This window comes from Streptococcus dysgalactiae subsp. dysgalactiae, assembly GCF_900459225.1.
Classification (GTDB): domain Bacteria; phylum Bacillota; class Bacilli; order Lactobacillales; family Streptococcaceae; genus Streptococcus; species Streptococcus dysgalactiae.
This window is the reverse complement of the sequence record NZ_UHFH01000003.1, coordinates 791,993-817,685: the sequence shown is the minus strand read 5'-3', so window position 1 is coordinate 817,685 and position 25,693 is coordinate 791,993. Positions and strand designations below refer to the sequence as shown.

General features: G+C 39.8%; 18 protein-coding genes and 2 pseudogenes. 3 read left to right on the top strand and 17 right to left on the bottom strand.

Annotated elements, in window-relative coordinates:
- Window position 1: 1 nt before the first annotated feature.
- From DYD17_RS04430 to dnaG, 6 genes are all read right to left on the bottom strand, one after another.
- Window positions 2-934, bottom strand: a complete 933-nt coding sequence (locus tag DYD17_RS04430; protein ID WP_115252781.1) for a glycosyltransferase family 2 protein — start codon at window positions 932-934, stop codon at window positions 2-4.
- Entirely contained in the window at window positions 924-2,078 is a 1,155-nt protein-coding gene (gene cps2T, locus DYD17_RS04425; protein WP_115252780.1) for a beta 1-4 rhamnosyltransferase Cps2T, read from the bottom strand. The genes DYD17_RS04430 and cps2T overlap by 11 nt, the downstream gene beginning before the upstream one ends.
- A 118-nt stretch (window positions 2,079-2,196) precedes the next feature.
- On the bottom strand, window positions 2,197-3,051 hold the full coding sequence (gene rfbD, locus DYD17_RS04420; RefSeq protein WP_003050159.1) for a dTDP-4-dehydrorhamnose reductase: 855 nt from the start codon (window positions 3,049-3,051) through the stop codon (window positions 2,197-2,199).
- A gap of 132 nt (window positions 3,052-3,183) precedes the next feature.
- Window positions 3,184-3,522, bottom strand: a complete 339-nt coding sequence (locus DYD17_RS04415; RefSeq protein WP_037585100.1) for a metal-sulfur cluster assembly factor — start codon at window positions 3,520-3,522, stop codon at window positions 3,184-3,186.
- Between the two features lie 325 nt (window positions 3,523-3,847).
- Complete coding sequence (gene rpoD, locus DYD17_RS04410) at window positions 3,848-4,957, bottom strand: RNA polymerase sigma factor RpoD (protein ID WP_115276383.1); 1,110 nt, start codon at window positions 4,955-4,957, stop codon at window positions 3,848-3,850.
- Between the two features lie 8 nt (window positions 4,958-4,965).
- The gene (gene dnaG / locus DYD17_RS04405) at window positions 4,966-6,780 is read right to left on the bottom strand and encodes a DNA primase (RefSeq protein WP_115276382.1); all 1,815 of its coding nucleotides are present in this window, start codon (window positions 6,778-6,780) and stop codon (window positions 4,966-4,968) included.
- 127 nt (window positions 6,781-6,907) lie between these two features.
- Between dnaG and mscL the strand changes: the two genes are divergently transcribed.
- Complete coding sequence (gene mscL, locus DYD17_RS04400) at window positions 6,908-7,282, top strand: large conductance mechanosensitive channel protein MscL (protein WP_003050154.1); 375 nt, start codon at window positions 6,908-6,910, stop codon at window positions 7,280-7,282.
- Between the two features lie 131 nt (window positions 7,283-7,413).
- Here mscL and rpsU read toward each other — a convergent pair whose 3' ends face one another.
- The 5 genes and pseudogenes from rpsU to rexB all read right to left on the bottom strand — a co-directional run bounded on the left by rpsU (window position 7,414) and on the right by rexB (window position 16,674).
- Window positions 7,414-7,590 carry a 30S ribosomal protein S21 gene (gene rpsU / locus DYD17_RS04395; RefSeq protein WP_000048058.1) on the bottom strand — a complete coding sequence of 59 codons (177 nt, stop codon included), beginning with the start codon at window positions 7,588-7,590 and terminating at the stop codon, window positions 7,414-7,416.
- A gap of 89 nt (window positions 7,591-7,679) precedes the next feature.
- On the bottom strand, window positions 7,680-8,492 hold the full coding sequence (locus DYD17_RS04390; RefSeq protein WP_115252778.1) for a transporter substrate-binding domain-containing protein: 813 nt from the start codon (window positions 8,490-8,492) through the stop codon (window positions 7,680-7,682).
- A 68-nt stretch (window positions 8,493-8,560) separates the two neighbouring features.
- A pseudogene (locus DYD17_RS04385) lies at window positions 8,561-9,665 on the bottom strand (aminotransferase).
- 156 nt (window positions 9,666-9,821) lie between these two features.
- Window positions 9,822-13,453: pseudogene (gene addA, locus DYD17_RS04380) on the bottom strand (helicase-exonuclease AddAB subunit AddA).
- Window positions 13,450-16,674 (bottom strand): ATP-dependent nuclease subunit B, encoded by a 3,225-nt coding sequence (gene rexB / locus DYD17_RS04375; RefSeq protein ID WP_115252776.1) that lies wholly within the window; start codon window positions 16,672-16,674, stop codon window positions 13,450-13,452. Before rexB ends, addA begins: the two are co-directional and overlap by 4 nt.
- A 174-nt stretch (window positions 16,675-16,848) precedes the next feature.
- Between rexB and ypfJ the strand changes: the two genes are divergently transcribed.
- Complete coding sequence (ypfJ, locus tag DYD17_RS04370; RefSeq protein ID WP_115252775.1) at window positions 16,849-17,766, top strand: KPN_02809 family neutral zinc metallopeptidase; 918 nt, start codon at window positions 16,849-16,851, stop codon at window positions 17,764-17,766.
- Between the two features lie 93 nt (window positions 17,767-17,859).
- On the opposite strand, the gene DYD17_RS04365 is transcribed toward ypfJ, so the two are convergent.
- The 4 genes from DYD17_RS04365 to DYD17_RS04350 form a co-directional block, all read right to left on the bottom strand.
- Complete coding sequence (locus DYD17_RS04365) at window positions 17,860-18,528, bottom strand: ABC transporter ATP-binding protein (RefSeq protein WP_003050148.1); 669 nt, start codon at window positions 18,526-18,528, stop codon at window positions 17,860-17,862.
- 9 nt (window positions 18,529-18,537) lie between these two features.
- On the bottom strand, window positions 18,538-19,614 hold the full coding sequence (locus DYD17_RS04360; RefSeq protein ID WP_115252774.1) for an FtsX-like permease family protein: 1,077 nt from the start codon (window positions 19,612-19,614) through the stop codon (window positions 18,538-18,540).
- Window positions 19,615-19,686: 72 nt separating this feature from the next.
- Window positions 19,687-20,073 carry a YbgA family protein gene (locus DYD17_RS04355; RefSeq protein ID WP_003050146.1) on the bottom strand — a complete coding sequence of 129 codons (387 nt, stop codon included), beginning with the start codon at window positions 20,071-20,073 and terminating at the stop codon, window positions 19,687-19,689.
- Window positions 20,066-20,443: an OsmC family protein gene (locus DYD17_RS04350; protein ID WP_003050145.1), complete on the bottom strand. Its 378-nt coding sequence runs from the start codon at window positions 20,441-20,443 to the stop codon at window positions 20,066-20,068. Before DYD17_RS04350 ends, DYD17_RS04355 begins: the two co-directional genes overlap by 8 nt.
- A gap of 153 nt (window positions 20,444-20,596) precedes the next feature.
- On the opposite strand from DYD17_RS04350, the gene DYD17_RS04345 reads away from it, so the two are divergent.
- Window positions 20,597-21,945 (top strand): IS3 family transposase gene (locus DYD17_RS04345; protein ID WP_115252561.1). Its coding sequence is split into 2 segments (ribosomal slippage): window positions 20,597-21,038 and window positions 21,038-21,945, totalling 1,350 coding nucleotides; the frame shifts between segments, so codons are not numbered across the junction.
- A gap of 47 nt (window positions 21,946-21,992) precedes the next feature.
- Here the strand turns inward: DYD17_RS04345 and pheT are convergent.
- Both pheT and pheS read right to left on the bottom strand, forming a co-directional pair.
- Complete coding sequence (gene pheT / locus DYD17_RS04340; protein ID WP_003050144.1) at window positions 21,993-24,398, bottom strand: phenylalanine--tRNA ligase subunit beta; 2,406 nt, start codon at window positions 24,396-24,398, stop codon at window positions 21,993-21,995.
- A 209-nt stretch (window positions 24,399-24,607) separates the two neighbouring features.
- Window positions 24,608-25,651, bottom strand: coding sequence for a phenylalanine--tRNA ligase subunit alpha (gene pheS, locus DYD17_RS04335; RefSeq protein WP_115276381.1), 1,044 nt, complete (start codon window positions 25,649-25,651; stop codon window positions 24,608-24,610).
- Between the last annotated feature and the right edge of the window lie 42 nt (window positions 25,652-25,693).

Genomic DNA, 25,693 nt, shown 5'->3' with positions numbered 1-25,693 from the left:
CTTATTTTCTCCTGTAACCAAATAGGGTGATGACTAGGCTCCAAAAAACTAAGGTATGAAAGGCACGGTTTTTACGAAAGCCGTATGTTTTTAAGGTAGCCAACCGTTTAGTCAATGACTTGCTCAATAACGAAACATATGCTTCTACCATATCACGATCTTTTGGTTGTAGTGGTAAATCTAATAATAATTGGGCCTGCTGTTGACTAGAAGTAATCAGCCACCAATACTTTCGGATAAGTTGATGAGGTCTTAGCCAATGCTTCATTCGCTTAGACCAAGTTCTAGCCCCCAGTACATTGGCATCGTGTTGGCGATAGAGTTCCGTTGGAATATCTAGATAGACCAACTTTCCTCTAGCTGCAGCTACTAAAGCCAAGTACCAATCATGCATTAAGAGCCCTTCACACGTGTTCCACTCCTTTGCCAAGGCCTGGTTAATCATCATGGTCCCACCTGTTACCGTATTTTCAGTTAACTCTTGAAGCAAGGTAGTATTGGCGTGAGCAGATTGGGTTTTAATCATGCTGGCGTGGGTTATTTCTAATTGTTGATTGACGACTTTTAGGTCCGTGTAGACCAATAACGGCTTCGATAAATCATGTTTTTGTGCTTCCAACAAGGTCACTTCTAATTTATCTTCTAGCCAAATGTCATCTTGATCACTAAAGAAATAAACATCAGCTGCTTGATATTTTAGGAGGGTATAAAAATTCTTAATAACCCCGAAATTTTCAATCTGATTTTCATTAATCCACTGAATACGTTGATCTTGTTTGACAAACTCGCGAATAATGTCGGGTGTTCTATCTGTGGATCCATCATCTCTAATCAACAAGGTCCAATCCTTGATAGTTTGTTTCTGGATGCTCTGAATCTGTTCGGCTAAGAAGCGTTCCCCATTGTAAGTGGACAATAAAATGTTAATGTTCATCTAAAAATAAAGCCTCGTACTCCCCAACAATTTTTTCCCAAGTGTAGTGTTCCTGAATAATAGCCTTGGCTTTTTTGCCTAAGGCAATATCATCAAGACCTGTATCCACTTGATTAATCAACTCAGCTAATTGACCTTTTTCTTTAGTCCAATAAAAAGCAGCTGAACGTGCCACTGACTGATTAAAATCCACCCCCAACACCAAATTAAGGTTGGTATGGGCTAACGCTTCTAAAAGACCAGGGTTGGTTCCCCCAACTTCATGTCCATGAATGTAAGCAAAAGCTTCTTCACGAATATAGGTCAACAATTCCTTATCATAAAGTGTTCCAACGAACTTAATACGAGGATCTTCATCACAACCTGTTTCAGCAAGCAGCTGCTTGAAATAAGGATTACCTTCATGATTGCAAATAATCACTAAATCGCGTTTGGATGACGATGCCATAAATTCTTTGATGGCTGTCTGGTAATTATTTTCGGGAACAAATCGTCCTAGAATTAAATAATATTCTTTTTCTTTAATGCCAAAGGTTTGGAAATAAGCCTTAACCTTACTGTCAGTTGCTGTCAAACTTGAAGGCGTGGTCTCCGTTCCATAAGCAATAAAACACGTTTTTGACCAAGGATAAACCTGTTTAAGGTAACGATCAATACCGCTATTATCTGAAATAACCAAATCAGCATACTTGGTCATCTGTTTTTCAGCAAACTTTAAATAAGCTTGAACTGGTCTTGACCATTTGGAACGTTTCCATTCCAAACCATCTGGATTAATCAAAAAGCGACCACCTCTGTCATGAATTTGTTTGACAAAAGGAGCAATAAAGGCACCTATGGTATTTCCTAAAACATAAAAAATAGGTTTCTTAATCTGATGCTGATCACAATAAGATAAGGCATAAGCAGTAGCCATCATATCATAGGCAATAACTCTAGCAGGTCCAAGTTTTGGGGGATTAAGGTAAAAACAATCTGCCCCCTTGTAGTCAAAATGAAGCTTATGCTTCGTATTGCTTAAACAAGCAACGTGATAACGAATGTTTTTAGCTGATTGGTGGCTAATTAATTCTTCGACAAAGGTCTCAAAGCCACCATATTTTGCTGGTAACCCTCTGCTACCAATGATGAAAACATCCTGCATTGCATACTACCCCATTTTAAAATATAATCAGTAACATTATACCACATTTAGCGGCCCAATGCGACCTTAAACCAATGAAAGAGAGCCAGTCTCCTTAGACTAACTCTCTTTCACTGCCTTATTGGTGACGGTCTTGTTGGTAGAATTCCTTCAAAGCTTCTTGCCATGTTGGAATCACAAAACCAGTTGCTTTTGCTTTATCAAGATTCATTGTTGAATTTAGAGGTCGCTTAGCCTTGGCTGGAAAGGCAGACGAATCAACTGGCACAACCTCAACTGCTTTGCCTTTTAAGATTTCTTTAGCGAAATCATACCAAGTGGTGTCTTCCTTCGCATCGTTTGATAAATGGTAATAACCAAAGGCTTTTTGATTTTCTGCTAAATAGCACATGAATTCTGCCAAAGTTCTTGTCCAGGTTGGGCGACCATGCTGGTCATTGACAACTGTTAAACGTGGGTGCTTTTCAGCGAGCTGCTGCATGGTAAAGACAAAGTTTTTCCCATAATTCCCAAATACCCAGGCCGTACGAATGATATAGAAGTGCTCTGCATATTGTTCTACCGCTAATTCCCCCAACCGTTTTGTGCGGCCATATTCTGTCTGAGGATCTGGAACGTCAGTTTCTAGCCACTCTTGACCTACAGGTTTATTGCCATCAAATACATAATCCGTCGAAATATAGATAAGTGTGGCACCATATTTACCACAAGCTTTAGCAATATTTTCTGAACCTGTCACGTTAATGGCTTCGTTTAATGCTTTGCCTTCATCTTCTGCTGCATCAACTGCTGTGTAAGCAGCACAATGATAGACTAGAGTTGGTTTTACTTGTGCAAAAACCGCTTCTACTTTATCAGCATCTGTAATATCCATCTCTGCAACGTCTACAGCTACATAATCCACATGTCGTTCATCTAATAAATAACGAAGTTCTGTTCCTAGTTGCCCATTGCTTCCCGTAATTAAAATCATCGTTTCTCCTTATTCATAAGCAAACCATCTTACTTTATTCAGTAAGTGTCTTTATCATTATTGAATGGTTACTACTTTTAACGTCTTTATTTTACATCAAAAAAGGGAATATTTCATCCCTTGATGATGATATTAGCGAATACCTAATGCAATTCTGGCATAACGACTCATTTTATCTACTGTCCAAGCAGGATACCAGACCAACTTTACTTCGGTCTTGGTTACTTCTGGAACATCTCGCATGGCATCGTGAATATGATCTGTCAGTAAATCAGCCAGCGGACACCCCATCGTCGTAAGAGTCATGTCAATCTCTGTATGCCCATTGTCATCAAAACGGATTTCGTAAATCAAGCCTAAATTAACAATATCAATACCTAACTCTGGGTCAATAACCGTTTCCAGGGCCTCAAGAATCCTATCTTTAATAGTTGCCACTTGCTCTTCGGTATATTTTGGTGTCTCAGTCATGATCTCCCTTTCATTTGTTGAATGTTTTCCACATAGACAGAAAAGTCCCTTAAAGGCTTTAGCTACATTCACCCAAAGGATCTCTCCCTAATGCCATAGATAAAGATACCCACTGAGTTCGGAGTCCTTTCTTTTTGTAAAGGTAGACCGATAAAACCATCCAGTAGGTTTCAGGTGCGGTTGTAATGTCAAACTTGCTATTTAAAATGCCCACCAAGTTCGGTCCACCTTCTAATTTTTAGGTGTACCAGTGATAAGCAAAACTTTGGGTTTTAGTTTCCTTCCTATTTAAATCCAACGACCTAAAATCCTCTACTGGACGATTCTAGTCCTCTATAAAGTCTCTTAATTGCTTGCTACGGCTTGGGTGGCGGAGTTTGCGAAGCGCTTTAGCTTCAATTTGACGGATACGCTCACGGGTAACGTTAAAGACTTTACCCACATCTTCAAGAGTGCGCATTTTACCATCGTCAAGTCCAAAGCGTAGGCGAAGAACATTTTCTTCTCGATCTGTCAAGGTATCCAAAACCTCATCTAACTGTTCACGTAGAACCACGCGAGTAGTGTAATCAACAGGATTTTCAATGACTTCGTCTTCGATAAAATCACCTAAGTGACTATCATCTTCTTCCCCAATTGGTGTTTCTAAAGAAACAGGTTCTTGAGCAATTTTTAGAATTTCACGAACCTTGTCTGGAGTCATTTCCATGCGCTCTGCAATTTGTTCTGGTGTCGGGTCTTGCCCTAACTCTTGCAACAAATTACGCTGTTCACGAACCAATTTGTTAATGGTTTCTACCATGTGAACCGGAATACGAATCGTACGAGCTTGGTCTGCAATAGCACGGGTAATAGCCTGACGAATCCACCAAGTCGCATAGGTTGAGAATTTAAAGCCTTTTGAATAGTCAAACTTATCAACAGCTTTCATTAATCCCATATTTCCTTCTTGAATCAAGTCCAAGAATTGCATCCCACGACCAACATACCGCTTGGCAATAGAAACTACCAAACGTAGGTTAGCTTCTGCTAAACGTTGTTTAGCTTCTAGGTCACCTTCTGAAACTGCTACTGCTAACACTTTTTCTTCTTCACTTGTTAAAAGTGGTACCACACCAATTTCTTTGAGGTACATGCGGACAGGGTCATTCACTTTAGCAGAATTGCTACCAATTAATTCTTCATCGGTTAACTCTTCTGGTTTTGGTTCTTCCACAATATATTTAGACGATGGATTGCCTTCTTTATCAGTAATAGAAATTCCACCATCCGTCAAACGCTCAAGGAGGTCATCAATTTGATCAGCATCCAAGGCAAATGGAATGACAAGTTTTTCAGTTACATCATCATCAATAGCTGTTCCTTCTTTTTTATGATGACGAATAAACTCCGCAACTTGAACATTAAAAGTTGTAATTTCTTTTTCTTTTGTCATATTTTCCTCTATTCCATTTTTCGTTTTTGAGCAATTAGATTTTCTAATACTTCTAAGGCTAATTCATGATCGCCTTTATTACTTGACTCTCTCACTTTTTTACTTTGTTTATGAAGGTCTCGTTCTGCTAAAAGCTTGGTGCGCTTGGCTAAAATATCAGCAATTTCTCCTGGAGCCACCTCTTCAGGAAGGTTAGATTCCAAAATACTATAGTAAGCCTGATTGACATCTTCGGGCATTTCGGACAAGTCGTAAGAAGTGATTTGCCCCTGCTTTTTCAGCTGCTCATAGAGCACCTGAAAAGTGGGTGTATCAAAATAAAAATCCTTCCGATGACGAAACTCTGTCAGCAGGTAATCATGGTGTAAAAGCCTATGCAAAAGATGCCCTTCTGCTTTGGCAACAGCTGTAAGACTTTTGGTTACCGGTAGGGTAACAAGTCGGCTAACAGGTTGAACAGGCGCTTCCTGTAGTCTTCTCCTATCCTGTGCCCTCAAGGCGTTGACTGATTGTTCTACCTGGAAGTAATCAAAGTCTGGTAAGAGATCAGCTACCTTATTAATATAAGAATTTTGAGCTGTAATTGAAGGTGATTGTGCAATTAAGGGAGCTATTCTCTCCACATAAGCAATTTGAGACTGCAAATTGTCCATATTATCAGGCTTGAGGTAATCAATGAAGAACTCCACACTACTGATACGAGACTGCTTAAGCAAATCTGCAAACGCTTCGGGGGAATGCCGTTGCACAAACTCATCAGGATCCATTTTGTTGGGAATCCTGACAATTTCCACTACGAAATCTTTAAGTAAGTCGAGTGATTTAGCAATGGCATTTTGGCCAGCATGGTCACCATCATAAGTCAAAACCACTTTTTTAGTGACCTGTTTAAGATGAGTAACATGTTCAGGAGTTAGAGCAGTTCCCATAGAAGCAATTGCATTTTCATGACCAGAACGGTAAGCGGCAATCACATCCATGAAACCTTCCATTAAAAAAACTTCATGAGTTTTGGCAATAACAGGCTTGGCTTTGTCAAGGTGATAAAACTCATAAGACTTATTAAATAAAACGGTTCCTCTTGAATTTTTATACTTAGCCTGTTTCTTCTCTAAATCACTCTTTGTCCAAATTCGACCTGAAAAGGCGATAATATTACCTCTGTCATCTGACAAAGGGAACATGATACGATTGCGAAAGGCATCATAAATAGTATTTGATTGTTCAGACAAGTTAAATAATCCTGAGGCTGCTAGCTGGCTCTCGTCGTATTTTTTAGAAAGAGCTTGGTAAAGGTAGTCCGACTCATCAGGCGACAACCCAATATTAAAATGTTCAATCAAGTTGTCATCTAAACCACGTCGGTAAAGATATTGTCTTGCTTCTTGGCCGATGGTAGTTGTCATCAACACAGCATGGTAAAATTTTGCAGCGTCTTCGTGCAGAGACATCAAAACCTTATGGGGATTCGTTTTAGGACTAGAACTCCCAGATTGTCTGGGGGGTATCTCTAACGCTATCCCTGCTCTCTCAGCAATAATCTGAACACTTTCTAAAAAAGGAACTTGACGATAGTCCTCGATAAATTTAAAAACATCCCCTGATTTTCCACAACCAAAACAATGGAAAAATTGTCTGTCTTCAATGACATTAAAAGAGGGCGTTTTTTCTTTATGGAAGGGACATAGGCCGAGGTAGTGTCGACCAGCACGGGAAAGCTTAACGACTTCTCCAATAACATCGACAATATTCACACTGTTTTTTATTTGGGAAATCATCTCTTTGTCAATTGCCAAGTCATCACCTCCCCATAAAAATCCCATTATAGTTTTATGTTTCATTATACCATTGAAGACCTCATTTGTAAATTTAAAAATACAGGTGGTCCCATTGGATTTTGCAGGTCAATTGTGATATCATTAGGTTATATTAGAAAAAAGGGGAATTCTCATGATTAAAGAATTAAAAGCATTTTTGTTTAGAGGAAACGTCATCGATCTTGCCGTAGCTGTTATCATTGGTAGTGCTTTTGGCGCAATCGTGACATCATTTGTTAACGATATCATCACACCACTTATCTTAAATCCAGCCTTGAAAGCTGCCAATGTGGAAAACATTACTCAATTGACTTGGAACGGTGTTAAATATGGTAACTTCTTAGGCGCTGTTATTAACTTCCTTATCATTGGTACTAGCCTTTTCTTTGTTGTCAAAGCTGCTGAAAAAGCAATGCCTAAAAAACAAGAGGAAGAGGTTGTTGAAGTGGCAGCTCCTACTCAAGAAGAATTGCTTACTGAAATCCGTGATTTGTTAGCAAATAAATAAACCACTACACCTTAAAACAGTTGGATACCTACTCCAACTGTTTTTTTGACGACAAATTTATTATAACACCATTTGCTGCCAAGATAATAAAAGCAACCCTAGGTCTTTAGGATTGCTTTTATTGTCTCATGTTAGAATTTTTTACGTTTGCGAGCTGCTTCTGATTTACGTTTACGTTTTACAGAAGGTTTTTCGTAGAATTCACGTTTACGTGATTCTTGAAGAGTACCAGCTTTAGTAACAGAACGTTTGAAGCGACGAAGAGCATCGTCAAGAGATTCATTTTTACGTACTACTGTTTTTGACATGTGTTTCACCTCCTCAAGATATTGTAACATTTTCACGTTCTAAGCCATATTACATTATTTTTCGGAAAAAGTCAATCCAATTTTACATTTTATTCGACAGATTTTCCTGTTAATGATGCTGCTTCTCGAATAAAGGTCTTGTACTGATTATCCTCAGCTAATTTTGCAATAACTTTATTAACAGTTTTGGTTAAGGCTCCGCTATTTTTCGGAAGAGCTACTGCTTTAGCATCACCATCAGTGGTTTTTAAACTAAAAGAAGCCAAAGCTAAATCTTTATGTTGCGCCAAGTAGCCAGCTGCTACTGGTCCTTCTAAATCAACAGCGTAAACTTGGCCAGCTTTCAACTCATTGACAGCCTCTCCCATAGCTGTTAAAGCAACAAGATTAGATTTGGGTAACTGACTTTTAACCAAGCCTTCCTCAATACTACCTTTTTGAGCTGCTACTTTTTGTCCCTCTAAACTTGTCACGTCTTTAGCTGCTTTTGCATCCGCAGCTCTCATTAGAATGGCATTTTCAGTTTCATAATAAGGGGTTGAAAAATCATAAACTTTAGCTCTCTCTTTTGTGTAAGATAAGCCAGAGATAGCCATATCTGCTTTACCAGTTTGCAAGCTAGACAAGACATTGTCAAAACTCATCGGAGACAACTCTAGCTTAACGCCTAGTTCATCAGCAATAGCTTGCGCTAATTGAATATCAGCTCCAACAATTGTATCTTTGCCATTAACCAAGGCTTTAAATTCAAAAGGAGCGTAATCAGGACTAACAGCAATCACAAGTTTACCTGCTTGTTTGATACTATCTTGGCGATTGACTTTTTCAGACTTTCCGCAAGCTGCCAAAGTAAAAATGAGGAGTGGAATGAGAAGACTAAATAGTATTTTTTTTAGGTTCATAGTATATTTATTCCTTTTTATTGTTAATGTAGTCTATTATAGTGCATTATTATTCAAAGGTCAATACTTTACGGTGTGATTTTTAAACATTCTGATAGTACTGCTAATCCCGCTTTAAGAATGTCAGATTGACAACAATAGCCAATCCGTATATGCTTTTCGCGACCAAAGCGATTGCCAGGAACGACTAGGGTACCATAGTCTTTGAGAAGACGAAGGGCAAAAGCTTCGATGGGCTCTTGAATGTCTAGTTTCACAAAAGCTGTCGAAACGTGTTTCGGTTTAATATAAGAAGCCTTATCTTCTTGTTGTATCCAGTCATCAAGATGTTTTAAATTTTGATTGACAAGTGTTCGATTCCGTTCCAATAATTTAGAAGCATGTGTTAAGGCCAAGGTTACTACCATATCATCAAAGACACCAGCACAAATCATCGTATAATCCCTATATAACCTAAACCGTTCTACTATTTCCTCAGACGCTGCCAGCCAACCTACACGAAGCCCCCGGAAGCGAAAAAGTTTTGGACATGCTATTGACAGAAATCCCTTTATGGTAAAGGTCTGCAATAGCTAATAGTTCATCGGAAGCAAAAGAATGGTAGACTTCATCACTTAAAATGTAAAGATTATGAGTTTCAGCAATAGCGATCAAGCGGTCCAAGTATTCCTTATCCATATAAGCCCCAGTAGGGTTGTTAGCATTATTGATGGTAATCAGCTTCGTATTGGGACGAATAAGTTGTTCTAATTGATCTAAATCAGGAAGCCAATTCAGTTCTTCTTTAGTCTGCCAATAGTCAACTGATGCTCCTAATGATTCAGGAATATCATACAGTTGCTGATAAGCAATCACATGGTCGCCGACTTCAACAAGGGCATAAAGAAGGGTAAAATTAGCCCCTGTGGCTCCATTGGTCTGTAAAATATTATTAGGACTTAAGGTCTGATAGAGATTGGCAACAGCTTGTTTAAAATCATGTGAACCTTCAATCCAGCCGTAATCCATGGGCTTTTGAGCAAGGGTCTGGAAAAATCTTTGAGGGTCTGTGCCTGTTATGCTGAATAAGTTCTCTAAAGTTAGGGAGGCAATAGAGGAGCCTGCAATATCATAGGTAGCCTCTTTTTCATACTGGTTTAGCCATTCCTCCACACCAAAAGCTGGTAGATACATCCTTGTCCTCCTGTCTTATTTTTATTACATTGTAGCATAAAAAGATACTTCTGTTACTACTACTTATGCATAGCCATTCATTGGTCACTTGAATAAATCACAAAAAAGAGAGGATTCCTCTCTTTTTTCTCTTTTATCTACACGAAAGAGGCAGCCTCAAAGCGTCACAATAGCCAACTCTGGTCCGCCCATCAGCACCAGGTACTTTTTGGTTACAGGAAGTCCATAGATCTGGCTAAGCGCTTCTGCATATAATTCCAATTGTTGTTGATAGCGTGTTTTTAAGTCACTCGGATGACGATACCTATCTGTTTTGTAGTCTATCAATTCGATATGATCTTCAAACAAGAGAAAGGCATCTATAATCCCACGAATGACATAATCTTCTTGGCTGAGAGGGTCTTTCTTGAGGATGGCAAATGGAGCTTCTCGGTAAAGGTTAGTCGAGTAGGTTTGAAACCTTTTTCCTAAAGCCGTTTCAGTAAAGAACTGTTCTACCTTTTGTAAATCAAGGGCTGCTTTGACCACTGCTTCAGCTTCTATTTCTTCCAACGCTTGCGCAATTGTTGCCAAACTGATTGGCTTCGTTAAAGGGATGGCTTGCATGAGTCGATGAAGGGCTGACCCTACCTGACTAGCTTCAACTTTAACTTGCTTTGAAAATTCAGGTAAGGTAAATTCGTTGAGTGTCCGATAACTTTTTTCCATAACCTCGACGCCATCTGAATCCAACAGGGGCTCATAAGCAGCTTTTAGTTGGCTTGGCGTTCGGACTGTTGGTAGGTGAATGGCAGCTTCATAGCGTTCATTAAGTTGAGATACCTTATTAAGCATGTCAATGGCTCTCGTAATATCTGCTGACTGACGATTGTCTTTGAGGTCATCCGGTTGTAAAACCTGTTGACTCTGTAAATGACCAATAGCTTCTGGACTCAATTCACTTTCTTCAATAAACTGAACATCAAAATGGAGATCTTCTGCAGTGAAGGTATCTGCTATCGCTAAAAGCCAATCTTGGAAGGACATTAGTCGCTCACGCAGAGCTAAAGGCAAATGATTTCCCAAGCGTTTGCCATCGGTGAATTCTTGACTTTTCTCCTTGCTTGCCTTGCCTATCAGATAGATTTGCTTTTCAGCCCGTGTCATAGCAACATAGAGTAAGCGCATTTGCTCAGATAGAGTCGCCAAACGCAGCTCTTGTTTATTGAGTTGATAGGGGAGAGTTTCCATACTCACTTTCACTGAAGGTAACGTTTTTTCTTCCAGAACGTCTTTGACATCAGCTAAATACTTAATACCAATGCCCTGTTGACGGCTTAAAATAAATGGCGCATGGACATCTGTCATGGCAAAACGCTTATCACAGTTGAGGAGAAAGACATACTTGAATTCCAATCCCTTGGACTTGTGAATGGTCATCAGATTAACCGCTTGTTTAGGACTAGCTACCTCAACATCGGCTAAATCATTTTGTGTTTCCAGCACCTTGTCAATCATGCCAATAAAACGCGAGAGACCTTTGTAACCTGATTGTTCAAACTGATTAGCTCGAAGAGCTAAGGCATATAAATTAACTTGTGCCTGTTCTGCTTTAACTTGACTACCCACAAAGTCAAAATAGAAACGGTCATTGAAAATTTTCCAAATGAGATCATAGAGCGACCTGATTTTAGCGTAACGGCGCCAGCTTTTTAAGGTCTCTATAAACCTGCTTAGTTTTAGTTTTAGGTCTTGATGGACCAACTCAGGGTGTGTTCCTGTGCCAAGGCATGCTCTCTCCAGTTTATCATAGAGGCAATCTGCTTCTTTGTCGTCTCCTTGTTGGAGAGCTAGCCTGGTCAGTTCATCTTCATCAAAAGCAAACATCGGTGAACGCAACAGGGCGACCAAGGCATAATCATTTCTTGGGTTATTAATAGTACGTAAAGTATCCAACATCACCATTACTTCAACCGACTTGAGGTAATTTTGCTGACCACCATCTTCCACAAGCGGAATACCGTATTGGTTAAAGGTATGAAAAATGGCATCATTTCTTGTTCTGGATGATACTAGGAGGGTTATATCCTCAAAAGGTACGTGCTGTTCATTGTATAACCTAATGATTTCTTTAGCAACGATGGTCACTTCACTAGGAGAAATGTCATCCGCATCTTCTATGTCAAGATGATCTTCGCAATCGGTATTATAAAGCAGGAGCTTAGCACGATGCTCTGGGGAAGCAATTTTTTGACCAATGCTACCTGCCACCAACTGGTGCTGCTCATCATACAAAATATCTCCTAAGGACTCATCCATTAAATGAGTAAAGACAGCATTGCTAGCTTCTAAAACTTCTGATTGACTCCGGAAATTCTCTTTCAATAAAATGAGTTTTCCTTGCTCAGGATAGGTTTGATAGTCCTTGAATTTTTGATTGAAGATCTGAGGATCTGCCTGTCGAAAACGGTAAATGGATTGTTTAATATCACCCACCATAAAACGGTTATGTCCATTTGATAATAAGGTCAACAGCCGTTCTTGCATATGATTGTTATCCTGGTACTCATCAACCATGACTTCATGATACTGGTCTTGATATGTCTGCCTGATGTCAGGGTTTTCTTCTAAAATCTGTATGGCAAAATGGGCAATATCTGAAAATTCAAAAGCACCTTCTTGTTTTTTGGCATCCAGATAAGCCTTCGAAAAAGCAAGCACAACAATCTTCAAAAGCTCTAATAAGGGAATACTTTCTGGCTGATAGGTTAAAATGGTTTCTAAGTGCCTAAATCGGATGAGCTTTTGGTGCAAACTCTTGAAAACAGGGTATTTGATCCCAGCCACTGTCACATCATTTCCAGTCGGCAAAAGAGCTGTCAGGTCCCTTGCCAATTGGCTTAACCCCTGTCTCCCATAGAGGTGAGGAAAGTCACGCGCCCATTCGTAAAGCTTCTCTATTATGACCAAATGTTTGACGTATTTGGCTGTTGGTTTCCCAGCTTTTGTCAGCTGACCATAATCTTCCATGTCAGTCACCTCTCTTAACTGATCTGCGGTATCTTGCATGGTTGACAGCAAGAGTTGAATCTCTTGTTTAGGGACATCTTCAATCCCTTGATAGGTTTGAGCAGCTTTTAGAAAGGTTTCTTCTAACCACTGTTTCGGATTTTCGGTAGATTGGCTAAAGGCGTAGCAACTATAGACGACTTCTCTAAACGAAGAAGCATCTTTACGATTACCGGAAAAATTTTTGACCAATGCCTTAAACAAGGACGAATCATCTTGAGTCATAAATTCTTCAAATAATTTGCTAAAAACATCTCGCTTTAGAATGTCTTGCTCCGCCTTATCTTGCATGATACGAAATTGAGGGGAAATACCAATGCTGTACCCGTAACGGATGAGGACTTTTTGAGCAAAAGCATCCATCGTCCCAATATCAGCCTGTGATAAAGCTTGTAATTGGTCTGTTAGATAAGCTTTTAGCAAAGGATCACTGGTTTTCGCAATTTGCGCATACAGTTTTTTTCAATACGTTCACGTAACTCGGTAGCCGCTTTGACCGTAAAGGTTGAAATAAAAAGTCTATCTACTGAAACACCCCTTAGGATTTTATCAAGAATCCGTTCCACCATAACAAAGGTTTTTCCAGATCCAGCTGAGGCTGACACCAAGATATTTTGCCCACTGGTATAAATAGCTTCGATTTGTTCTGGGGTTCTTTTTTGCGCTTGACTACTTTGAGCTTCTTTTTCTTTTAGTTGCGCAATGGCACTTGGACTTAAAAAAGGGTCAAATGATATCACAGGTTATCCTCCTTTCTCATTAACGTTAAAAACTGCTGGCGCTTATCTTTGGCAGGGAGCGTTACAAGATGCCTTGCTTGGTCCAAATCAAGATCAGCCTCAAAACGTGTAATAGCCTTGAGTTGTTCTCCTTGAACAGACTTCCCATCACTTGTATAAGGGTTAATGACAAAATGCCCTTTCTTAATCTGCTCTGCTGCTTTCTTGTAAAGAAGAGCATTATAAGTCAAGAGGGTTTGTAACTCTTCAGTGGAGTAAATTGCATTTCGCGTCTGGTAAGCACCATTTGCTAAATATTCTTTTTCAGACTCTAAAAAGATTCCTTTATAGGTCAACTCTTTATAAATACTTTCAACCAGTTTATCATCAAGTGCTTTGAAAGTTGCTAAGTCTAACTTAGGCTCTTGCAAATGCAAGTACATGGCACCAAATAAGTGCCCTAAATCATCTGGTCCAAATTGTTGCTGCAAAGCAGCCAGATAAGTAACAAGTTGTGGGCTTAACCCATTGTAAAATTTCCCGATATCAAACTGATTCGCGCTGGATTTATAATCAACAATCCCTAGACTCCCATCACTTAACTGATCGATCCGGTCAATTATCCCATGGACCACTATCTGATCTGTCACTTGCAGGGCAAAAGGGTCTTCTTGTCGACTTACAGTCATATTCTGATTAAGACGCAAAATAGAAGCGGTCGACTTAGCAATATCTTCAAGCAAGTCTAAACTGAAACGATTTTCAGCACTGTCTTGATAGATATATTGAAATTCTTTTTCTTGGTTAGTTTGATGAATAGCTTGCGCCAATTTGCTGTCAAAGGAAGCTGCTGTGTGATCCGTCATCACCAATTCAAATACCCGATGTAAATATTGCCCATGAATGCGGGCATCAGGATGAATAGATTCGGCTTCTTGTAATCCTAGGACATACTGCAAAAAATACTTGTACTGGTTATTATAAAAAACAGTCAGAGCAGTCGATGATAGTCTAAGCGGACGATCGCTTGGAAAACGTGCCTCAATAACCTCGGAGGCTAGAGGTTTCGTCACCAAATGGTCATCTAGCATAGGAAGTGTGACCTGCTGATGCCTTAATTGTCGTCGGAGATAACGAAGGGCAACAGTCCAAAAAGTCTTGTCCTGTTCGGTCATGTCAGCCACTATAGCTTCTCGATTAAGGTCAACTAAACGTGACAAAAGGGCCTTATAGTTGCCAATATCACTAGCAGCATAAGAAAAGCGATTGCTTCCTTTATCAATCAGTGGAAGACCAAAGGACATCAATTCCTTGAGGTAAGGAGACAAGTCATCTGAAAATTCGTTCACTAGTGCTGGGACACTCAGGACCAATTCTTGAGTGGCTGCATTCAAAAGTGAAAGAGCTGTCTGATGATTTTTCCTGCTATTTTCGATACTGCCAATGTCAAAATGCTGGAAGCTATCAGTGATTTCATTAATTCTTGCCCGCTCTTGATCAGAAAGTAACCCTGTCTCTTTGACTTGCTTTGGAAAATGAGATTGCGTAAGACCAATAGCATAAACAAAAGGTTTTGAGTGAGGTTGCACCAAATCATAGGATTTGATAGAAACAACATCTAAAGTAGCTGGAACAATACGATAATGGGCCGACTGCATTCCCATTTTGATCAAGGAAAGACAGTCCGCCAGTTTCAACTTTTCCTGACCAAAAGTCTGGTAAAAAGAGGTTAACACGTCGGTGAATGTTTTCCAAACTTCTTCATTTTTCTCTGTCTCTAGCTCATTTTGGCCCAGGTTTTTCATATTTTCTGCTAACTGAACATCTTTAAAAAAGGTCATCAATTTATCTAGCAATGACGTTCCCAATTGTTTTTGACTCTTAAATAAGGCTTGCAAAGGAGAAAAAATAGCTTCTCTTATCTCGTTTAACAACTCCAACGGGTAATGACGAGAGGAATTAATCGTAAAAGGCCTTGAAAATTTAGTAAATCCTTTAATGTCTGCAAATTGGAGGTATTCTTCAAAGCGGTCAACGTCACTATCGGCAAAACTTCCAAAAAGTCCTGATTTGAGCAGATTTAAAATATCTTCACGACGCCAATTATAGCGCTGGCTCCGCTCTAAAGATTCTATAAATTGCACTAAGGGATGAGCGGTCATGGATTCTGCCTTCCCTAAATAGTAAGGAATCTCAAATTTGTCAAAAATGGGACCAATTTGTAACTGGTAGGCGTCCACATCTCCTAGCAAGACCAACATGTCCTTATAGCGATAACCTTCATACAATTTTTCTCGAATAGCCTTAGCAACATGCTCTATCTCTTCTTTTTGCTGATGGCTTTGCCAGATGTGAATGTCTTCCTTATCTTTTTCTTCCAATTGCCAGTCTACTTGGGAAAAATCATGATGAGCTTCAAATAACTGAGTCACTCTTGAAAAAGACGGCGCGAAGACCTTTTCCGATTGAGAATAAATCGGTTTTGTCTCGTACTGTTCAGCAAGCCCTTGCAAAAATTGGATACTGGCCTCATAAATATTTCCTTTAATAAACGGTTTTTGGTAGGATTTCTGACTAATATAACTTCCTATCACAATCTCTTGACACTTGCTGTTAAGAAGAGATAATAGGTAATCTTCTTCAGCAGAAAAACGAGAAAACCCATCAATAACTAGCACTGTTTTTGACAGTTGTTCGTCCAATTGACCTGTTGCAATAGTTTTAGCAAAGGACATCAAAGCACTGTCTTGATGGTAATCTTGCTGAGTCATGAGTTCTTCGGCAAGGGAGATAATTCTTATTAGGTCTTCTTGTTTACCGGGAGTATCTAACTCGGTTAACTCATAGACACTAAGGTTAGCCGTTTTTAATTCTTGATAGAGATCAATTAGCTGCTTAATAAAAGCCGGATCGTCTTTCAAGCGACCATAAACAGGAAGATCTTCAGGGGTTAACTGCATTAAGACGCGGTAAAAAATCATGGCTAAGGCTGTCTCGTCCAAGGCTTGTTTTGACTCAGAGTTAGAGATCGTAAAATACCTTGCCATCTGAGCAAAACGCGTCACGGTAATGGAGAAGGACCCTCGTTCTGGTAGCAAGGTCAATACTTCTCTTTCCTTTTCAAACGAGAGAGAGTTTGGAGCAAGGTAAAAGACACGGTAACCTCGAGAGGCAGCCTGCCTTGCCTCAGCTACCAAAATGTCTGTCATTGAATAGGTCATTTCTGTATAAATTAGTTTCATAGAGCTCCTTTATGGTGACCAAATCTGTTTTGTTATATTATAGCAAATCCCTATAGCTTTTCCTATTTTAGACTAATTAAAAATCATCTCAAAATAGCGTTTTCAAGCACTAAAACAAGCATTTCTGACCGAATTATTTTATAATAGTAACAAGAAAGAAACGAGGGAAATCTTATGAAAACGGATGATTTGAGAGAAAGTCAACAGGTTGAAGATAGACGTGGTCAATCGTCTGGTTCTTTTGGTGGTGGGGGCCTAGGGGGCGGTCTTCTGCTTCAATTACTCTTTTCACGAGGAAGTTGGAAAACCAAACTTGTTATTCTACTCCTTCTCCTAGTCATGGGAGGGGGTGGCCTATCTGGTGTTTTCGGAGGCAATCCTTCTTCCACCAATAACAATGCCTACCAATCAAGCCAAGTAACACGTACAAATGGTGATAAGGCTAGTCAAGAGCAGGTTTCCTTTGTCAGCAAGGTCTTCGCCTCTACCGAAGACTATTGGACCAAACAGTTTAAAGATAAGGGGTTAACTTACAACAAACCAACCTTAGTCTTATATTCTGGTGCCACACAGACAGCTTGTGGGACAGGTCAAGCCTCTGCTGGTCCTTTCTATTGTCCAGGCGACCAAAAAGTTTATTTAGACATTTCGTTTTACGATGAGTTGTCTACTAAATACGGCGCCAAAGGCGATTTTGCCATGGCCTATGTGATTGCTCATGAAGTTGGCCATCATATCCAAAATGAAATTGGCATCATGGAAGACTACGCTAGTGCTAGACAAGGACGCTCAAAGGCAGAAGTCAATCAACTCAATGTTAAGTTAGAGCTTCAGGCTGACTACTATGCTGGTGCTTGGGCTAATTATGTTCAAGGGCAAGGCCTTTTAGAAAAAGGAGATATTGAGGAGGCAATGGCAGCAGCTCACGCAGTTGGGGATGATACTCTGCAAGAAGAAGCTTATGGCAGAGCCATTCCAGATAGTTTTACCCACGGAACTTCGCAACAACGACAGCGCTGGTTTGACCGAGGTTACCAATATGGCGACTTTGAGCATGGTGACACCTTTAGCATCCCTTACAATAAACTTTAACTAAGAAAAACCAACATTACCCAAATAAAAACCAAACGAGTGTAACACTTGTTTGGTTTTTATTTTTCTTTTAAACAGCAATAACAACTCTACCTATTTTTCTTGGCGCAATACACCATCTTCCATGCGATAAACCTTGTCACAAGATGCCAGCATCCGATCATCATGAGTGACCATAATAATGGCCTTGTTTTTTTCTTTACTTTCCTTAGCTAACAGTTTGACCACTTCATAGGCTTTTTCAGTATCCAAACTTGCAGTAGGTTCGTCTGCCAATATCAGTGCTGGATCATGGTAAAGAGCACGGGCAATCGCCGCTCTTTGCCTTTCTCCGCCGGATAATTCTTGAGGCAACTGATGTTTTAGCCCTGCAATGCCTAAATCGTCAAATAACTGATTGGCTTTGGCTTTTTCTTTGCTTCCTGTCAAATGATCGACCAATTCCAACTGCTGCTGGACTGTTAAAAAAGGTATCAGATTGGAGGCTTGTAAGATAAAACCAATAGATTGGAAACGCAAGCGTGAGCGCTCTTTTTCTGATAAATGCGTATAATCAGTACCATCGATGATTAGCTGTCCAGAACTTGGGGTCTGTAGACCACCAGCAATGGTCAAAAAGGTTGATTTCCCAGAACCTGATGGTCCCACAATCGCTACAAATTCCCCAGCTTCAATGGAAAAGTCAGTTGCCTTTAACGCATTGATTTCTTGATGACCGTCTTGAAATGTTTTGGTCACTTGTTTAAATGTTAAAACCGACATCACTACCTCCTATCCAATTGCTTTCAAAGGATCAATTCGTACAATGCTAAAAACAGAAAATAAGGTTCCTAACAAAGCAAAACAAATCATACTGACTAATATCGCTAAGTAAACTAGCCAATTACTTTGGAAAGGAACTGCTTCAGGGAGCACTAAAGACGTCAACCAAGTTCCCAATAACCCTAAACCGCTTCCTAAAGCACTTAACAAGAAGGTTTGCAGCAGAACTGCTTGTGCAATCGTTATATTCCCGATACCTTGAGCCTTCATGATACCGAAAATAGGAGCCTTTTGAATGGTTAACACATACATAAAAATACCAATGATGATGGCTGAAATCACAATGAGAAACCCAATCATAAAACCAAAGGTCAAAAGCTGTGCCTTGTAACCAGGCAATTTAGTAATAAAGGTTTTGATAGGCAACTTTGTCAACTCTTGATTAGGGTAGTCTTCTAGGTTTCCCCTCACAATAAACGCATTAACCAGTTGCTTCTTCTTAGTCTCCCCCTTACCATTTTCTAAGGTTTGAAAGGCATCGAGCGACAGGTAAGCAACAGGGGCCACACTAAATTTAGCATTTTGAGTATAGCCAACGATAGTTAATGCTTGACTAAAATTCGACGTGTAAAAATCCTTACCAATCGCAAAAGCTTCCTCTTTTGCAAGGCTTTGATCTAAAACAACCTCTTTGTTAGTCTTAAATAATCGACCTTTTACAATGTTAGGACGAATAAAGCTAGTAGAATCAATCCCGAAAAGGCTGACCTTAACTTTGTCGGCATCTTTAGGATTTTGAACTGACCACGCCACAGTATTGAGTTGAGCAAGAGGAGCTATCTTGTCTGCTGTTATTTGATATTCTTGAGCTCTGGACACCTGTGATAAGGTCAAGGTAGCATCAGCATCCTTGGCTAGTAAAACACTGTCAGCTTTCCAAAGATCAACCGCCGAGCGGTTCTCCTGCATCAAACCAAAGGCCAATCCTGATAAAAAGAACATCAAATAGGCAACCAAACATAGCAAACCAGCAATTAAACCATACCGCAATTTGGATTGTTTCATTTCATTAAATGCTAAAAACATCTCTCATTCCCCCTTATTTATATCACTAACTTAACATAACTTCCCAGAAATCGCTACTTTTCTGTTTAGCATTTAAGGACCTGTGGTAATCAAACGACAAGATAGCAGATAAGAGGGCTGATAATGAGCAGTCATCTCTTGTAAAAAGTATAGCATCTCCTCAGATCGAATTTCCAACTGCGCATCCAAATCTTTGAAGTGCTCTTTTTCTTCCTGGCTTGCTACCTTTTTAAAATACCCCCAAACATGCTGATATGCCGTTCGTAAGGTTTTTACTGTAGGAGGAATGGCTTGCGCTTCTTCAATCAAACAATGAAAAGTCAACACCTTTTCTTCTGACCACTCATTTCCTTTGAACAAACCTCTTAAAGCATTATAATGCTGTTGCGAATGTGCCATGACCCAATACTTTTGATAAGCCCATTGTTTTTGGTAAGTTTTCAAACAAGCATCAGTCATGAGACAGTCCTTCTAACGTAATGGTCACCGTAACTTCGGGTTTGAGGAGTCGTTTCACGCGGCAATAGGTCCCAATGTAAGCCAATAAGTCAGCTTTCTTTTTGCCATCTAAAACATCCTCAATCCTAACAAGTAGTTCAAAAGCTTCTTCCTCATAACTAGCCTCAACAGAAACAGCAAGTGTATCTTGCTTAAATTGACGATGGTAAAAACCCTGCACACACATGGTCACACAAGAAGACAAGGCAATGACCAGTAAACTCATAGGAGTTTCCCCTTGATCAGTTTTTCCAAATAAGGTCACGCTATCTCCGTAGCCTTCCGAAACCGTGTGGTAAAGCCGGTCTCCTGTTATTTTTGTCTGGTACATTCTGATTTCCCTCCACTTTTTCTGATATTTTCTCCAATCATTTGAGTTGGAGTTCCTTCTTCCCCTATTATAACAGAAAAGAACCGAGCCTTTGAGGCTCTGAACTGCACCCCAAAAGTTAGACAACAAATCTAACTTTTGGGGTGTTTTTCTATGAAATTAAGTTATGAAGATAAAATTGAAATCTATCGCTTACGACAATCTGGTTGGACATGGCCTAAAATCAGTCAAACATTTAATATGAGTAAGTATAACCTTCAATACATGGTCCGCCTTATTGATATACACGGATTGGAAAGTGTTTGTAAAAGGAAAAATAGGTATTATTCTCCTGAACTAAAGCAGGAAATCATAAACGAAGTTCTGATGAAAGGTAGGTCTCAGCTAGAGGTTTCTCTAGATTATGGATTACCAAACAAGGGAATGCTTCCTAATTGGATAGCGCAATACAAGAAAAACGGGTATACTATTCTTGAGAAATCAAGAGGGAGACCTGTAAAGATGGGACGCAAACCAAAGAGAAAACTTGAAGAAATGACTGAATTAGAGCGTCTTCAATATGATAATGAGTACCTTAGAGCGGAGAATGCCGTACTAAAAAAGTTGAGAGAACTCCGATTGAGGGTCGAAGCAAGGCTCAAAGAGCAACAGAAATCATTCAAGGACTAATCAATGTATTTGATTTAAGAATCCTACTTAATATTTTGAAGCTGTCTCGATCAACCTACTATTATCAGGTTAAACGTCTAACTCAGGGAGATAACAACAAAGAATTAAAAGAAGCTATTCAAGATATTTATTCTGAGAACAAAGGGAGATATGGTTACCGTAGAATTCACCTCGAACTTAAAAATCGAGGCTATAAAGTTAATCATAAGAAAGTTCAACGTTTGATGACAGAACTTGGTTTGAAAGCTAGAATCCGTGCGAAACGTCGCTATAACTCTTATAAAGGTGAGGTTGGCAAGAAAGCTGATAATCTCATTAAGCGTCAATTTAAAGCTACCCAACCACTTAAGAAGTGTTATACCGATGTCACAGAGTTTTCAATTCCTGCTAGTGATCAAAAATTGTATCTATCACCAGTTCTTGATGGCTTTAACAGTGAGATTATTGCATATCATTTATCTACCTCGCCAAACTTACAACAACTTAAAACGATGCTTTCCGAGGCTTTTCCTGAACAAACTTACCAGGGCACTATTTTACATAGTGACCAAGGATGGCAATATCAACACACTTACTACCATCATTTTCTTGAGGTGCATGGAATGAGACCGTCCATGTCGCGTAAAGGAAATAGCTTAGATAACGGCATGATGGAATCTTTTTTTGGAACATTGAAGACAGAAATGTTTTATGGGTTTGAGAAGGAATTTACTTCCCTCGAAACATTAAAAACAGCTATTTCAGAATATATCAACTACTACAACACTAAACGAATCAAACTTACATTAAAAGGACTAAGTCCTGTGCAATACAGAACTCAATCCTTAACTTAAAATATAATGTCCAACTTTTGGGGGTCACTTCACTCAGTTCCTTTTTCTTAACGTACTTCAGCGCCGACTTGTTCTGTCAGTGCCTTAGTCATTTTTTCCATGTATTTGGCAACTTCTTCGTCCGTTAAATTGTCATTTGGATTTTGGAAAGTGAGGCTATAAGCCATTGATTTTTTGCCAGCCTGAATGGTTGCTCCTTCATACACGTCAAAGAGCTTAATCTTAGTCAAGCGTTTTATACCTGCCGATTCAATAGCTGTTACAATGGCCTGATGACTCACCTCACGGTCCAGTAGCAAGGCAATATCACGTGTCATAGCAGGGAATTTTGTGATTTCCGCAAAAGTTTGATTACTTGGCAAAGCTGCTTCTAAAGCAGCCATATCCAATTCTGCCACATAGGTTTCAGGAATACTATAAGCCTTTGCTGTTCCTGGATGAACTTGACCAACAAATCCAATCACTTGCTCATCTAACAGGATAAGCGCTGTTCGGCCTGGATGCATGCTTGCTAAGTCTTTGGTTGGCACATATTGAACCTTGAGATTAAGGTTTGCAAATAAAGTATCCAAGATACCCTTAGCATGATAAAAATCAACCACCTGTGCTTGGGTTTGGAAATCTTTTTGTGCCACTAAGCCACAAATAGCAAAAGCAAAATGGTTCACTTCATTAGGAAGATCTTCTTTTGGATTAGCTTCTTGTTCAAAGATTTTCCCAATTTCATAAAGAGCCAAGTTACTTTGTTTACGAGCCACATTATAGGCAACCGTATCTAACATCCCTGAAACCATATTTTGACGTAGTGCTGAACGTTCTACAGACATTGGCCACATGAGTTCTGTCAGGTGACTTGGTGCCACTGCAAACTCGACAGCTTTCTCTGGTGTTGTCAAGGCATACGAAATGATTTCAGTCAAGCCCAATCCTTCCGCTAAGCCACGGACTTTACGACGAAGGGCCTGTGTTGGCGTTAATTCTGCAGCTGTTCCTCCTGCCTCTGGTAAGGTTGTTGGCAACTTATCATAACCATAAATACGCGCAATTTCTTCCACCAAATCAGCCGGAATACTAATATCCCAACGACGGCGCGGAACAGCTACCGTGAAGCTTGTTTCATCTCCTGTTAGTCCAAAGCCAAGTTGATCAAAAACAGTTTGAATGTCTTTAAAAGTTAACTCTGTTCCTAAACGAACATTCACATAGTCAAGGCTAGTTGAGACTTCAACAGGTTCTGTTGCCAATTGACCAGCTTGAACATGGCCTGATAAGACCTGACCTTCTGCCAATTCTTGTAACATAGCCGCTGCAAAGTCAAGTGCTTCTAAAACAGTTGCATAGTTAACACCTTTTTCAAAGCGTGAAGATGATTCCGAACGAAGGTTTAAACGACCACTCGTTTTACGAATCGATTTGCCATCGAAAACAGCTGCTTCAAGAACAACCGTCTGAGAGTTGGCATCAATTTCAGTGGCTTGACCACCCATAACACCTGCTAAAGCAACTGGTTTGTCAGCCACGGTAATAACAAGATCCTCAGTGGTCAATTCCCGTTTTTCACCATCAAGTGTGACTATACTTTCCCCTTGACGAGCCGCACGCGCCACAATCTTATGGTCTTCAAATTTATCATAATCAAAAGCATGCATAGGTTGACCAAAGTACAAGAGCACATAGTTGGTCACATCAACCACATTATTAATAGGACGAATACCAGCATTCATTAAAAGGTTTTGCAACCATTGTGGACTTGGCTTAACTTTGACATTTTTCACGACACGGCTAGCGTAAGTTAGAACTTTATCAGAGGCAATGGCCACTTCAATGGCTTCTGAAGTTGCCTTATCAGATTCTTGTAGATTTTTTTCTGGAAATGATATTGACTTGCCATAAATAGCTGCGACTTCATGTGCCACACCTCGCATAGAAAGCGCATCTGCACGGTTAGGTGTAATAGACAATTCAATAATATGATCATCCAAGTCAAGGTATTTAAAAATGGCATCACCTGGCACAGCCTCTTCTGGCAAGATTTGAATACCGTCTGAAAATTCTTTTGGAATGATACTATCTGACAAACCAAGTTCTTGCAAGGAACAAATCATGCCAAGAGATTCCATGCCTCGGATTTTGCCTTTTTTGATTTTATAATTATCTGCAATACGAGCACCTGGCACAGCCACGATAACCTTAATCCCTGCTTTCACGTTTGGTGCGCCACACACAATTTGACGTGGCGTTTCATCACCTGTATCTACCTGACACAAATGCAAATGTGTCTCTGGCACATCTTCGCAAGAAAGCACATGCCCCACAACCAGTTTTGATAAACCATCTGCAGGGACTTCAATTCCTTCTACCTCAATACCCGTTGTTGACATTTTCTCAGCAAGTGCTGCTGGCGTCACATCGATATCTACTAATTCTTTTAACCATTTATAAGATACTAACATAATTTTAGTGCCCAAATCACTCGGCTAGAGAAAGCTCTCAAGCCGTGATTTGAGTCATTTCCTTTCGTATTTTAAATTCCAAGTCAAAACCCTTATGACGTTGAAACGAGAGGGACTTTCCCCTTAGACAATTAACCTATTATCATTACCTATCAGCTTTCACTCAATCTTAGATAAAATAGCTGACAAAGGTCTTCAAACGACTCGTTTTATTTAAATTGTTCGGAGAAACGTTGATCACCTTGATAGAAACCACGAATGTCATTAATGCCATAACGCAACATGGCAATTCGCTCTTGACCTAAACCAAAGGCAAAGCCTGAATATTCTTGTGCATCAATACCTGACATTTCCAAGACACTTGGGTGAACCATACCAGCACCAAGGATTTCAATCCAACCTGTTTTCTTACAGACATTGCAACCTTTACCACCACATTTGAAACAAGAAACATCCACTTCAACAGATGGTTCTGTAAATGGGAAGTATGAAGGGCGCAAACGAATGCTACGTTCGTCACCAAACATTTTCTTGATAATCATTTCGAGAGTTCCTTTGAGGTCTCCCATGGAAATATTTTTGCCCACAACCAAACCTTCAATTTGATGGAATTGATGTGAGTGGGTAGCATCATCGGTGTCTCGACGGAAAACACGACCTGGAGAAACCATTTTTAAAGGGCCTTTTGAAAAATCATGTTGATCAAGAGTACGGGCCTGAACAGGACTTGTATGAGTCCGTAACAAGATTTCTTCTGTGATATAAAACGTATCTTGCATGTCACGGGCAGGGTGATCCTTTGGCAAATTCATGCGCTCAAAGTTATAATAATCTTTCTCCACCTCAAAGCCATCAATAATCTGAAAACCCATTCCTAAGAAAATATCTTCGATTTCTTCACTGGTTTGTGTTAACACATGATGGTGACCCAGAGTCATTTGACGACCCGGTAAAGTCACATCAATGCTTTCAGCATCAAGTTGGGCCTGAATTTTAGCAGCTTCTACAATTTTAGCCTGTTCTTCAAAGGCTTTTGTCAATAAGTCACGAACTTCGTTCACCTGTTTACCAACCACAGGACGCAAGTCATTAGACAAGTCTTTTAGCCCCTTTAGTAATTCTGTCAAAGATCCCTTTTTCCCAAGAACAGCTACGCGCAAATCTTGCAGTTCTTTGGTATGATTCCCCGTCAAAGATTGGAGAGTCTCCAATGTTTTTGTTTTTAATTCCTCTAATTGTACTTGTAAATCCATAGTTTTCCCTTCTTTTAGCGATGAAAAAAGCGTGCCACTACT